General features: G+C 67.4%; 14 protein-coding genes. 10 read left to right on the top strand and 4 right to left on the bottom strand.

Annotation, left to right across the window (positions count from 1 at the left end):
• The 4 genes from MJ783_RS00920 to dnaA form a co-directional block, all read right to left on the bottom strand.
• A partial coding sequence (locus tag MJ783_RS00920; protein ID WP_239307968.1) for a DUF721 domain-containing protein occupies positions 1–588 on the bottom strand: 588 nt, incomplete at its 3' end.
• Complete coding sequence (gene recF, locus MJ783_RS00915; protein ID WP_239307967.1) at positions 575–1,816, bottom strand: DNA replication/repair protein RecF; 1,242 nt, start codon at positions 1,814–1,816, stop codon at positions 575–577. The genes recF and MJ783_RS00920, both read right to left, overlap by 14 nt.
• A 1-nt stretch (position 1,817) precedes the next feature.
• The gene (dnaN, locus tag MJ783_RS00910) at positions 1,818–2,975 is read right to left on the bottom strand and encodes a DNA polymerase III subunit beta (RefSeq protein WP_239307966.1); all 1,158 of its coding nucleotides are present in this window, start codon (positions 2,973–2,975) and stop codon (positions 1,818–1,820) included.
• Positions 2,976–3,590: 615 nt separating this feature from the next.
• A complete protein-coding gene (gene dnaA, locus MJ783_RS00905) occupies positions 3,591–5,051 on the bottom strand; it encodes a chromosomal replication initiator protein DnaA (RefSeq protein ID WP_239307965.1) in 1,461 nt (486 codons plus the stop codon).
• Positions 5,052–5,340: 289 nt separating this feature from the next.
• Here dnaA and rpmH point away from each other — a divergent pair, with 289 nt between their 5' ends.
• The 10 genes from rpmH to MJ783_RS00855 all read left to right on the top strand — a co-directional run bounded on the left by rpmH (position 5,341) and on the right by MJ783_RS00855 (position 12,787).
• Positions 5,341–5,478, top strand: a complete 138-nt coding sequence (rpmH, locus tag MJ783_RS00900) for a 50S ribosomal protein L34 (RefSeq protein WP_013871596.1) — start codon at positions 5,341–5,343, stop codon at positions 5,476–5,478.
• A 30-nt stretch (positions 5,479–5,508) separates the two neighbouring features.
• Positions 5,509–5,961 (top strand): ribonuclease P protein component, encoded by a 453-nt coding sequence (rnpA, locus tag MJ783_RS00895; protein ID WP_239307964.1) that lies wholly within the window; start codon positions 5,509–5,511, stop codon positions 5,959–5,961.
• Positions 5,958–6,410, top strand: a complete 453-nt coding sequence (yidD, locus tag MJ783_RS00890) for a membrane protein insertion efficiency factor YidD (protein WP_239307963.1) — start codon at positions 5,958–5,960, stop codon at positions 6,408–6,410. Before rnpA ends, yidD begins: the two co-directional genes overlap by 4 nt.
• A 12-nt stretch (positions 6,411–6,422) precedes the next feature.
• On the top strand, positions 6,423–7,697 hold the full coding sequence (gene yidC / locus MJ783_RS00885; RefSeq protein WP_239307962.1) for a membrane protein insertase YidC: 1,275 nt from the start codon (positions 6,423–6,425) through the stop codon (positions 7,695–7,697).
• Between the two features lie 76 nt (positions 7,698–7,773).
• Positions 7,774–8,349, top strand: a complete 576-nt coding sequence (locus MJ783_RS00880; protein WP_239307961.1) for a R3H domain-containing nucleic acid-binding protein — start codon at positions 7,774–7,776, stop codon at positions 8,347–8,349.
• 227 nt (positions 8,350–8,576) lie between these two features.
• Positions 8,577–9,149, top strand: a complete 573-nt coding sequence (locus MJ783_RS23470) for an ATP-binding protein (RefSeq protein WP_370651389.1) — start codon at positions 8,577–8,579, stop codon at positions 9,147–9,149.
• Positions 9,035–9,772, top strand: a complete 738-nt coding sequence (gene rsmG / locus MJ783_RS00870) for a 16S rRNA (guanine(527)-N(7))-methyltransferase RsmG (protein WP_239307959.1) — start codon at positions 9,035–9,037, stop codon at positions 9,770–9,772. Before MJ783_RS23470 ends, rsmG begins: the two co-directional genes overlap by 115 nt.
• 28 nt (positions 9,773–9,800) lie before the next feature.
• Positions 9,801–10,730 (top strand): ParA family protein, encoded by a 930-nt coding sequence (locus MJ783_RS00865; RefSeq protein WP_305039269.1) that lies wholly within the window; start codon positions 9,801–9,803, stop codon positions 10,728–10,730.
• Positions 10,727–11,665, top strand: coding sequence for a ParB/RepB/Spo0J family partition protein (locus MJ783_RS00860; protein WP_239307957.1), 939 nt, complete (start codon positions 10,727–10,729; stop codon positions 11,663–11,665). The genes MJ783_RS00865 and MJ783_RS00860 overlap by 4 nt, the downstream gene beginning before the upstream one ends.
• Positions 11,666–12,139: 474 nt before the next feature.
• Positions 12,140–12,787, top strand: a complete 648-nt coding sequence (locus MJ783_RS00855; RefSeq protein ID WP_239307956.1) for a GNAT family N-acetyltransferase — start codon at positions 12,140–12,142, stop codon at positions 12,785–12,787.
• Positions 12,788–12,881 lie beyond the last annotated feature (94 nt).

Below are 12,881 nucleotides of genomic sequence, written 5' to 3'. Positions count from 1 at the left end.
ACCACGCCCGCCGGAGGCCTGCAGAGGGCCGTGCCGCCAGCTGGGCGCGGTCGGGCCCCGGACCACGATCCGGCGCACCACGCCCGGCCCAAGTTCCTTGTGCAAAGTGACCAGCAGCTGCCGGGACAGCAGCCGCAGCTGCGTGGCCCAAGCCGTTGACTCCGCCGCCAGTTCCAGCTCGCCATCACACAGCGAAACCGGGTAGCAGCGCGATGAGATATTCGGGCCGACCAGCGTGTCCCAGCGAGCCAGGACCGTGGCGTCGGTCGCCCGGACCTCCCAGCCGCGGTCCGCGAGCATCCGCTGTACCGCAACGCCGAAAGCGACCGGTTCGGCCCACTCCCGTCCGGGCGCGGCCATTCCGGGCAGGTGCGGACGGCGTCGCGGCTCCCGCCCGGACCGATCGCCGCCATCCGTCCGCTCGGCGTTACGCCTGCCGGGCGCACTCAGCCCAGGACGTCGACCGGACGCCCGAGCACGGGCATCCTCCTTGGCCTGGGCGAGAACAAGACGGGCCAGGTCCGTGCCGCGCAGGGGGGCATGAGCGGCCGCCCACTCGCTATCGGTGCAGTTCTCATCCGGCGACATGGTCCACCCGCCCGTCCACGACTTCGAAACGCGCTCCGGCAAGCGTCACCGGTACGTCCGCGTCGACCGCTGCTGTCACCAGGACCTGCTCGGCTGGCATGACGAGCTCCGCCAGCCGGGCCCGACGGTGCGTGTCGAGCTCGGCGAATACATCGTCCAGCAACAGTACTGGTTCGCGTTGATCATCCCGCAACAGTTCGAATGATGCCAGTTTGAGCGCGAGCGCGAGCGACCACGACTCACCGTGGCTCGCGTATCCCCGTGCTGGCCGGCCGTTGATGAACAGCAACAGTTCGTCGCGATGCGGGCCGACCAGGGTCACCCCGCGTTCGATCTCCTTCGGCCTGAGCCGGGCGAGCTCGGCGAGCATCGCCTCCTCCAGCACGGCCCGGTCGCCCCCGGGCGTGCCGGCAATGGGCTCGCCCGGGATGGAGGCGCTGTGGGCACGGCCGATCAGAGCCTGGTCGGGAAGCCCGGCGAGAACCGTCGAATGGTACTCAAGCCTGGTCAGCGTCACCTCCCCGGCAGCCGAGATCGAGGCCAGGCTCCGAGTCGGCGCGGGGGACGAGGCCACCGCCGAGTAGGCGTTTTCCACCCTGGGCCGCAACGCCTCGACCAGCGCGCCACGCGCCGCCAGCAGTTCGGACCCGTACCGGGCAAGCTGCGCGTCCCAGACGTCCAAGGTACGTAGATCGCTTGTCCGGCCGCCGCGCCGGGCCGCCGCGGCCGTCCGCAGCAACGTCGACCGCTGGCGCAGCACCCTGTCGTAGTCGGCGAGCACACCGGCCAGCCGCGGTGTCCGGGCCACCAGCAGATCATCGAGGAAACGCCGGCGCTCGACCGGGTCACCTCGGACCAGCGCAAGATCCTCCGGGGCGAAGAGCACCATGACCAGCAGCCCCAGGAGGTCACGGGGGCGGCCAAGCGGAACCCGGTTGAGCCTTGCCCGGTTCGCCCGGCCCGGAATGATCTCAAGCTCCACCAGCGCGGCCCGGTCACCCCGCACTATCCGCGCGCGCACGGCCGCGCTCGCCGCGCCCTGGCGAACCAACGGCGCGTCTGAGGCCACTCGATGACTACCGAGCGTCGCCAGATAGCCAACGGCTTCCAACAGGTTGGTCTTGCCCTGCCCGTTGGAGCCGACGAACGTGGTCACCCCGGGCGCGAGCAACAGATCCAGCGCGGGATAGGACCTGAAGTCCATCAGCGACAGGTGCGTGAGATGCACGTCACCCGGACAGCCTGATCGGCATGAGCAGATACCGGTAGTCGGGAACCTCGCCGTCATCAGGTGCCTTGCCGGTGAGGATCGCGGGCTTCTTGGCGGCTTCCTCCGCGTCGTCAGCGCTCGCGAAACCGATGTGGACGACGTCGGACTCCACCGCGTTCAGACCGTCAAGCAGGTACGCCGGGTTGAAAGCGATCGACAGGTCTGGTCCGTCATAGCCGATCGACAGGCTCTCCCGGGCCTGCGCCTCACCACCAGCGCCGGCTTCAAGAACCAGATGATCGGCGGTGAAACCCAGCTGGACCGGAGCGGTACGCGCGGCGACCAGCGCGACACGTTTCACGGCCTCGGCGAACGGGGAGATCTCGATCTGCGCGGTCAACGGCGAGCTGTCCGGCAGCAGCCGCTGGTAGGCCGGGAACGATCCGTCCACCAGACGGGTTGTGGTCTGCTTGTCACCACCGGCGAAACCGGCGAGAGCCTCCCCGGACGGACCCGATCCGAGCGCGATCGCGACCTCCGCTCCCGACCCTGACAACGATTTTGCCGTGTCGCTGAGCGTACGCGCCGGCACCATCGCAATGCCCTCGACCGTTTCGGACGTAGGTCGCCACTTCATTCTCCGGACGGCAAGCCGATAACGGTCCGTAGCGGCCAGCGTGAGAGTCTCGCCATTGATCTCGAGACGGACACCGGTGAGCACCGGCAAGGTGTCGTCCTTACCCGCGGCCACCGCGACCTGGGAGACAGCTCCGGCGAAAGCGGTCCCCTCGATGTGACCGGTCACCGCCGGCATCGGCGGCAACGTCGGGTAGTCCTCGACTGACATGGTCGGCAGGGTGAAACGTGCGCTACCACAGGTAAGTACCACTCGGGCACCGTCGGTTGCCAATTCGATCGGCGCGGATGGAAGAGCTTTGGTGATCTCCGCGAGGAGCTTACCGGATACCAACGCCCGGCCCTCCTCGGCGATCGCCGCCGCTGTCCCGCACTGAGCGGCCACTTCGTAGTCGAAAGCGGCGATCTTCAATGCTGGACCGGTCGCGTCCAGCATAAGACCGGCAAGGACCTGAAGCTGGGAGGTCGCACGGGTCGGCAACGTGCGCGCCGCCCACGCCACGGCATCGGTGAAGTCGTCCCGTTCAACCCGGAACTTCATGATTCGCCCTTCTGGATGGTGCTGTTCGCGTGCACTGAGGCGTTCCAGCATCGCAGGCGTCCGCGCCGGGTGCGTCGCGGGGCTGGCATGGCGGGTCGGGGCCGCTCCGAGGCTGGAGAGCGCGTCGAAGACGGAAAGTGACTGATCAACGATCTTTATCGCGTTATCCCCAGGCCCCACTGGTTCTGGATTGTGTTTTCTGAGAAATGATCTAGTCCGTCGTAATAGTAGGGGCGGTGGATACTGGGGATAACCAGGCCGATCCGCAGCTCAGGGGGCTGATTGAGCGGTGCGGATGCTGTGGGTAACGCTGTGCGCAGTGCCGGTGGTTTTCCACCGCCGGTCCGGTTGTCCCCAGCTGTGCCCCCGCTGTACAGAGTTTGTCCACTGTTTGTGCACAGTTTCTGCACAGCCTGTCCCCACTACGCAGCGCTTACGTCGGGGCTTCGCAGCAGTTTGCGGACACGCGGCGGGGGCCGGGATCAGACACGCCTGATCCCGGCCCCCGCTCCCCATATTCCACAGGGTTTTCCACAAGCTGTGCACAAGGCTCCACCGGTACACCGAGGCCGACGCGACCGTCTTCGGCCGCTCTCTACCCCGGATCCGCCCGGCTCATGCCTGTCGTGTCTGTGCCCGGATCCGGTTCGTCAATTCGGTGACCTGGTTGTAGATGGCACGGCGTTCGGCCATGAGCCCGCGGATCTTTCGGTCCGCGTGCATCACCGTGGTGTGGTCGCGGCCACCGAAGTGCTGACCGATTTTCGGCAGCGACAGGTCGGTCAGTTCCCGGCACAGGTACATCGCGATCTGTCGGGCGGTGACCAGGACCCGGCTGCGGGAGGTGCCACACAGGTCTTCCATGGACACACCGAAGTACGTCGCGGTCGCGTTCATGATTGCCGCAGCGGTGATCTCCGGGTCGGTCGCGTCCGGGATGAGATCACGCAGCACGATCTCGGCCAGGGTCCGGTCGACATGGGACTTGTTCAGGCTCGCGAACGCCGCGACCCGGATCAGCGCGCCCTCCAGCTCACGGATGTTGCGCTCGATATGCGTGGCGATGTACTCCAGCACGTCACCAGGGACGGGCAGCCGCTCGGTCGCGGCCTTCTTCGACAGGATCGCGATCCGGGTCTCCAGGTCCGGTGGGGTGACGTCGGTGATCAGACCCCACTCGAACCGGCTGCGCAGCCGGTCCTCCAGCGCGGACAGCTGCTTGGGGGAGCGGTCGGAGGAGATGACGATCTGTTTCTCGGTGTCGTGCAGGACGTTGAAGGTGTGGAAGAACTCCTCCTGCGTCCGTTCCTTGTTTTCCAGGAACTGGATGTCGTCGACGAGCAGCACGTCGACGTCGCGGTAGCGGCGCTGGAAGGCCTGCTGGCGGTCGTCCCGGATGGAGTTGATGAAGTCGTTGGTGAACTCCTCCGAGCTCACGTACTTCACTCGGGACTCTGGGTAGAGCTTCAGGGTGTAGTGGCCGATCGCGTGAAGCAGGTGGGTCTTACCGAGCCCCGAGTCACCATAAATAAACAGCGGGTTGTACGCTTTTGCCGGCGCTTCGGCGACGGCCACCGCGGCCGCGTGCGGGAACCGGTTGCTGTCACCGATAACGAACGTCTCGAACACATACCGGGGGTTCAGCCGGGCCGGTTCGTACGCTCTGGGTGCTGGGTCGCGGCCGAGGCCCGGCGTGATCCGGGCGGCGGGAGGGGCCGTGACCACCGGCTCCGGCAGCATGATCGGCCCGGTCATCGGCTCCGGGTCGGGCAGGTGCTCAACCGTGACGGCGACGCGGATTTCTCGTCCATAGGCTGTGGACAAAGCTGTGGACAGAAACGGTCGGAGGCGGGAGTCGAGCAGGTCCTTGGTGAACTCGTTCGGCGCGGCGAGCAGCGCTGTGTCCTGAACCAAACCGAGTGGACGGGTCAGCCGCAGCCATGCCCGCTGCTGCCCTGACAGGGTACCGTCCGCCACGCCGGCGACAGCCTGTCCCCATACCGCGGACAGATCTGGTTCGCCGGCGGGCACCGGGCCTGCCATGCCGGCGAATGGGCCGGCGCTGAGGTCGGTCACGAGCGAGGCTCCTCCGGACGGTCGGGCGGTCGGGCACCTGATGGATGCGCCCGCCGAGGGGATAGTTCTCCACATGGTCGTCCACAGCTGTGTACGACCATGACACTCCACCCGGTGTGGCGCCCCTCCGGTGCCTCGGACAGCGGTTGTCACCGCCCTTCCCGCCCCAGTGACGCGAGGCTTGATAGTGTCAGGCGTCAGGTTGTGGCGACCATGGGCTGTTCGGTGTGTCCCGTGCCGCCGCTACCGTCCTTGTTGTCCTTTGCCCGTCTGTCGTCCGGAGTCTTCTGTGAGCAAGCGCACCTTCCAGCCGAACAACCGTCGGCGTGCCAAGACGCATGGGTTCCGGCTCCGGATGCGGACCCGTGCCGGTCGCGCGGTGCTCTCGGCCCGTCGCCGCAAGGGCCGTAGCGAGTTGTCCGCCTGAGATTCACCGCGTCGCGATCCTTCCCGCGTCATGCTGCCCGTTCGGAATCGTGTCCGAACCAGGGCCGAGCATGCTCAGGTCGGTCGCGGTGGGCACCGGATCCGCAGCGGTCCGCTTGTTGTCCACAGCCTGGCTGTGGACAACAAGGCTGGCAGCCATCACCCTGTGGATAACGTGAATGCACCGGCCGCTCTTTCTCCCCCACGGGTGGGTTTTGCCGTGGGCCGCAAGGTGGGTAACGCTGTCGTTCGCAACCGGGTTCGCCGGAGGCTCCGCGAGCAGATGCGCGCCCGATTGGATCAGGTACCGCCAGGGACGTTGGTGATCGTGCGTGCTTTACCGGACAGCGCCACCGCATCCTCGGCTGAGCTCGGTCGTGCCCTTGACCGGGCGTTGCGCGAGCGAGCGTCCCGCGGTCGCTCCGGTAGCGCAACCGGGCAGCGGGACAGGCCCGCCGCAGCTGTCGACCGGCACCGTCGATGACTACGGGCACCTGCGGTCTTCTCGTGCTCGGCCTGCTCACGGCGGCTGACCTGGCCGCGGCGACCCACATCGCGGCCACGATCGCGCCGCGGGTGTCTCGTGGTTCTGACGGTACGGTACGCAGCCCACTCGCCTGGCTGCTGCTTACTATGATCAGGATCTATCGGACGGCCTGTTCTGGGCGCACTACAGGCGTCTGCCGCTTCGAGCCGTCCTGTAGCGCTTACGGACTTGAGGCAGTGCGCCGTTACGGGGGGGTCCGAGGCGGTCTGTTGACCGCCTACCGGCTGCTGCGGTGCCAGCCGATGTCCGCTGGCGGCTATGACCCGGTCCCGACGCGCAATGTGGTCCCGACGCGCGACCCGGGCTCGGGTCACGCCCCCAAGCACCCGCACAAGCCGACCGCGTCCCACCCTGGCACGAGGGCCAGCCGTGGCACGAGGGTCTAAGGAGACAGGCCAGTGTTGGATCCCCTCTACCATCTCGCGGCACACGCGATCGTCTTCTTCCACGGTGGCTTCGGGCCGATCTTCGGTCAGGACAGCTTCTTCGCGTGGTCGTTCTCCGTTGTCCTGCTGGTGGTCTGTGTCCGTATCCTGATCTTTCCTCTGTTCGTCCGGCAGGTGAAGTCGCAGCGGACGATGCAGCTGATGCAGCCCAAGATCAAGGAAATCCGGGAGAAGCACGGGCATGACAAGCAGCGGATGAACGCTGAGATCATGGCCTTGCAGAAGGAGCATGGCAACCCACTGCTCGGCTGTCTGCCGATCGTGTTGCAGATCCCGCTGTTCATCTCGTTGTTCCATGTGTTCAGCCATCTTCAGCCGGTGATGCGGCCGGGCGGCGTGCTGGAGTGGGCGCCCCGGGTGGGGCTGTCCGCCCATCAGGTACAGCAGATCGCCGAGGCCAAGCTGCTCGGTGTCTCACTGTCGACCTCGTTCACCTCGTCATCGAGCTTTCTCGACTTCGTCCAGGCCAACGGGACGAACGTCAAGATTTTTGCGGTCGTCCTGATCCTGCTCATGGGCGCGACCACGTTCCTGACCCAGAAACAGATCATGGCGCGGGCCGGGTCCGTTGACCCGCAACAGGCGATGGTCCAGAAGGTGCTGCTTTACGGCTCGCCGGTGATGCTGGCGGTGTTCGGCTTCCGCTTCCCGATCGCTGTCCTGCTCTACTGGCTCACCACCAACCTGTGGAGCATGGGCCAGCAGTTCTTTGTCATCAAGAAGATGCCGCCGCTGCTGCCGCAGACGGCGAACGGGCGCGTGCCCGGCACCCGGGTGGAGACCGGCAATGCCAAGGGCAAGACGCTCGAGCCGCCGGCGCGGCCCGCGCCCGGAGCACGCCCGGCGCCCGGTGCCCGTCCCACGGCGAAGGCCAAGAACCGTCCCAAGCCCACCGCGGACGCGTCAGCCACGGATTCGTCCGCCGATCCCTCGCCCGCGGCATCCCTGACCAAGGGCACGAACAAGTCCACCGGCAAGGCTCCGCCCGGCACCCGTTCGCCCGGAAGCAACGGGCGGCCTTCCACGGTGGCTGGCAACCCGGCTGGCAGGGTGTCGCCAGCGGCCGAGAACGGTTCCGTCCAGGACAACCGGACGGTGCCGGACGGCGAGGCCAAGACCCATTCGGCGGGTGCACCCGGGGTGGCGGCTGGCGCACGGCGTCCCCCCGGCGGTTCCCGTCCCGCCAAGCGGCGCGGGAAGGGCGGGCGGCCCGGGGGGCGGCGTTGACCGGCTCCCGCGGCCATCGGATTCCCGCCCGCCGGACCTCCGGCAACAGACGTCTACCCTCGAAGGAGCTGTTCTGATGACTGGTTCGGCACCCGAGCTGACCGCCGACAGCGCTGGGGCTACCGAGGGCGGTGACCCGGTTCCGGCCCCGGCCCCGGCCGCTGAGACGCCGGTGAACGGTCGGCAGCGTATCGCCGATCTGGAGCAGGAGGGCGAGATCGCGGCGGACTATCTGGAAGCTCTGCTCGACATCGTGGACATGGACGGTGACCTCGACCTCGACGTGGAGGGGGAGCGGGCTGTCGTCGCCGTCGTAGGGGAGGGCCTGGAGCTCCTGGTGGGTGCCCGGGGGGAGACACTGGAGGCGTTGCAGGAGCTCACCCGGCTCGCGGTGCTCCAGAAGACCGGCGTTCGCAGCCGGCTCATGTTGGATGTCGGTGGTCACCGTGCCCGGCGCCGTGCCGAACTGCGAGAGCTCGCCACAGCGGTCGCCGCGCGGGTGCGGGCCGGCGGCCAGCCGGAGAAGCTGAAGCCGATGACGCCGTTCGAGCGCAAGGTCGTTCATGACCTCATCGCGACGCTGGACGGTGTGGCCAGTGAGTCCGAAGGGGAAGACCCCCAGCGCCGGGTGGTCATTCTCCCCGCGGGCTGACTGCGTTCCTGTCCGCCTGTCCGCCGTGATCCGCCGAACATGGCAGACAGGCGGTGTGTCGCGTCCGCTCCTGGCGTTGCGCTGAGAGCGTGTGTGAGATCGGGCTTTCGATCAGTGAGCCGCGGCCAGGCGGCCCCTGGCAAGGCGGAAGGCCGAAGCGATACCGGATGAGTTGTCTCGGTGTGGCCGACAACGCGGCCAGGGGCACCTGGGCGCGGTGAGCCGGAATGACGATCTCAAACAGCGCTCCCGGCCTGGACCCGGCCTGGACGGCGGCGGCGTTCGCGCGTGGCTGGTCGACCAAGGCCGGCGGCGCGCTCCACGGCCGCGGCCTCGGGCTCGCCCTGCTCCAGCAGGTTGTGGCCAGGTACGGTGGCCGGATTGATGTCACCAACGACCGCGGAGCGGTCTTCACCGTCCGCCTCCCGCTCGAACCGGTCGTGGTGGAGGTCGCTGACGTCGTCGGTATCTCCCGTGTCACGGCCAGGCGCTACCGTGAGCACCTCACCGGCCAGCACCTCACCAGCCGGACGCGGCGTTACGGTACTACCGGCCGGCCCCCGAGTCCCGCTATCGCTGGACAAGCCGGTGAACAGACCCTGCGGTGCGTTGGCCGCGCTTCCCGCACCAGCCGTTCCGGCCTTCCGCGAGGCTTCCCGATCCGGGCAGCGAGGATGCTGGTCGCATGGTGCCTGTGCCCGGCCCGCCGGCCGTTGCTCGTGACGTCTTCGGAGACGCTTTTGACCTCGCCTGTGTGTATGCCGACATCCTTGTCTCGGCCGGCGTCGAACGCGGACTGATCGGTCCTCGTGAGACCGATCGGATCTGGGATCGTCACCTGTTGAACAGCGCCGTGGTCGAGGAGGCGGTCGGACCAGCAAGCACCGTGGTGGACGTGGGGAGCGGCGCCGGCCTACCCGGGATTCCCCTCGCGCTCGCCCGTCCGGACATCAGGGTGACGCTTCTTGAGCCGATGCAGCGCCGGTGCGTCTTTCTGCACGAAGCGGTGGCGAGGCTCGGACTTGAGGGGCGGGTCACGGTTGTCCGGGGACGCGCGCCCAACATTGGCACTACCGTGGAAGGCCACGAGTTTGATGTTGCCGTCGCAAGGGCTCTCGCGCCTCTGGGACGGCTGGGCGCGATGCTCGTGCCGATACTGGGACCGGGCGGTGTCATGCTTGCACTGCGCGGTTCGCGCGTTGTCGAGGAGTTGTCGGTCGCGCGAGGTGAGCTGGATGCCCAGGGCTGGTGCGAGGTGGACGTCGTGAAGTGCGGAGTCGGGCGGCTTTCGGAGCCGGCCACCGTGTTGCGCGCCGTTTGCGGCACACCTGAGCCTGGGCGCCGGCAGGGAAGTAGGAAAACGCGTGAAGCACGGCGAGAACGGGAAGCGCAGCGTGCACGTGGACACTCACGTTCCACGTGAAACAGCGTCGCGGGGAAGCAACACGTCCATGGGTGCGGGACGGACCGCGCGTCGGTCCTCGGCTCCACCGTTGGACTCTCATGATCCATCCACCCCTATCGGAGCGGCGGCAGCGGCGGCAGTGGAAGCCTTGACCATGGAACGACGACGGCCGTTTCCGCGGCCTACCCGACGGCGCATCATTACGGTGGCCAACCAGAAGGGCGGGGTCGGGAAGACCACCACGACAGTGAATCTCGCGGCCGCCCTGGCCATGCACGGATGCCGGGTCCTGTGTATCGACCTGGACCCCCAGGGAAACGCGTCGACTGCTCTCGGCGTTGACCACCGGTCCGGTGTCCCATCCATTTACGAGGTTCTGCTCGGGGATCGGCCACTTGACGAGGTCGTGGTGCAGTCCGCCGAATCCGAGGGCCTGTACTGCGCTCCGGCCACCATCGACCTCGCTGGCGCCGAGATCGAACTGGTTTCGGTGGTGGCGAGGGAGACTCGCCTGCGGCGGGCGATTGCCGGGCTTAAGCAGGATGTCGACTACATCATCGTGGACTGTCCCCCGAGCCTTGGGCTCCTCACGGTCAACGCGCTGGTGGCGGCCAAGGAACTACTGATCCCCATCCAGTGTGAGTACTACGCGCTCGAGGGTCTCGGACAGCTCCTCCGCAACGTCGAACTCGTGCAGGCCCACCTCAATCCGGATCTGCGTCTGTCCACCATCATCCTGACCATGTACGACTCGCGGACGCGGCTGGCGGACCAGGTCGTCCACGAGGTCAAGGAGCACTTCGGGCCCCGTGTACTGGGCACGACCATCCCGCGTAATGTGCGGATCGCCGAGGCGCCGAGCTACGGCCGGTCGGTCCTGACTTACGACCCTGCCTCGCGGGGATCATTGTCCTACCTGGCCGCCGCGCGCGAGCTTGCCGAGCGAGGCTTCGAGCCGAATGGGGTGGGACTGTGACAGTGCGCAGGGGTGGACTGGGGCGAGGCTTGGGAGCGCTGATCCCGACCGCCATGGACGGCGCCGACATCGGCATCGACAGCGGTTTCGGGCTGAGGACCGGGCCGACGCCGGTTCATGGCGCGACCTTCCGGGAGATCGCGGTCGACTCGGTCACGCCGAATCCCCGTCAACCGCGGACGCATTTTGATGAGGAGACGCTCGAGGAGCTGGCCGCGAGCCTGCGTGAAGTCGGTCTGCTCCAGCCCATAGTCGTCCGCGAGATCATGCCTGGGCGCTACGAGCTGGTCATGGGAGAACGGCGATGGCGGGCATCCCGGCTCGCGGGCTTCAGCCAGATTCCCGCCATCGTGCGGGACACCACTGACGACGCCATGCTCCGGGACGCGCTGCTGGAGAACCTGCACCGCCAACAGCTCAACCCCCTTGAGGAAGCGGCGGCATACGAGCAGCTCCTGCGTGACTTCGGCGCCACTCACGAGGAGCTTGCCGGGAAACTCGGCCGGTCGCGATCCCACGTCACCAACATGATCCGGTTGCTGGGTCTGCCGCCGGCGGTCCAGCGCCGGGTGGCAGCCGGGGTGCTTTCCGCGGGCCATGCTCGGGCTCTGTTGTCGCTGGTGGATCCTGATTCGCAGGATCGCCTCGCCACCCGTATCGTCGCCGAGGGCCTGTCCGTCCGGGCTGTCGAGGAAATCGTGGCGCTGGGCGAGGAGGGGCCGCGCAAGACGGTTCCCCGTGCTCCCCGGGTTGTTCCCCCCGTTCTGGGCAAGTTCGCCGCCCGCCTGTCCGACCGTTTCGACACCCGCGTGAAGGTTGACATGGGCCGCGGCAAAGGAAAGATCACTGTGGAGTTCGGGAGCATCGAGGACCTGGAGCGGATCGTCGCGGTGATGACGGCCTCGGAAGCGGAATCAGGATCCGCGGTGGAATGAGCGGCCGCGTGCTGTCCGGCCGATCGCCGGGGCTACCGAAAGTCCGTCGTGGATTTTTCGGCTCGCTCCGCGAGCTGGACAGCCACGCCACGCGCAGCCGCGGCGTTCTGGTTGGGGCCGCCTGCCGCGGGCAGCCTCAATCCGGGCGTTTCACGTGGAACATCGCCGGTTGATTGCGCAAAATGATCATTTAATGTCGCGCCGCGCCGGTCGGTTTCTGGATCATCGGCCGAGCTCCGCCCGGTTCAGGGTGCACCGATCTCACTGGGACTACCTGTCCGATCCGCGCCCCGCGTCATGCCGCCGGGCTGGGAACGAGCAGCTGCGGGGCTGATCGGCTGGCCCGTGACGTTGTCCGTCTCACCTCCTGCCACGTTTCGAAAAAGATCCACATTGGATGCCTTAACCTGGTTGCGTGAGGGATGTCAGTGGTGACGTTGACGCTGGAACTCTGGCCACCTGGAACGTTGTGCTATGAGCCGTCGCATTGCCAACATCACTCTCGACAATATTGACGACATGCCGCGGCGCTGCCGCCGCTGCGTTTTCTGGGAGCTGGACCCGGTCGCCCGCAGCCGAGCGGAGGAGGCCGGAGGCACCGAGCTGGAGAAGGAAGCGTGGGTCTCCTCGGCACTCCTCGAGTGGGGCAGCTGCGGGAAGATTATTTATGTGGACGGCGCCGCGGCCGGGTTCGTGATGTTCGCACCGCCGGCGTACGTGCCCCGGTCGGTGGCCTTCCCGACGAGTCCCGTCAGCCCGGATGCCGTGCTTCTTATGACTGCGAAGATCCTGGATGACTTCGTCGGGCAGGGCCTGGGACGTGTCCTCATCCAGTCGGTAGCCAAGGACGTGGTGCGTCGTGGCTTCCGCGCTGTTGAGGCCTTTGGGGATCTGCGGGGCGAGGGAACTCGGTGCGTTGTGCCCGCCGAGTACCTGCTTGCCGTCGGTTTCAAGACGGTCCGGCCGCACCACCGTTGGCCACGGCTACGGCTTGAGGTCAAGAACGCCGTGAGCTGGCGCGAGGAGGTCGAGGTCGCGCTTGAGCGGCTGCTCGGTTCGATGGCGCCGGAGGGCATGCTGCGCCAGGTCGGCAGCACCGCCGGAACAGCGCCCGCGGGCTGACCGTCCCCTGCTGGCAGCTGTTTTTCCGGGCGGGCCTCCGAGGGGGGATGGCCGACAGGGGATGGTTGTGCTGACCCGGCGGCGGGCTGCGCGC

Source organism: Protofrankia sp. Cj3, from assembly GCF_917627355.1.
Taxonomy (GTDB): Bacteria; Actinomycetota; Actinomycetes; order Frankiales; family Frankiaceae; genus Protofrankia.
The sequence above is the reverse complement of the archived record's forward strand: the minus strand, read 5'-3'. Positions and strand labels throughout refer to the sequence as shown.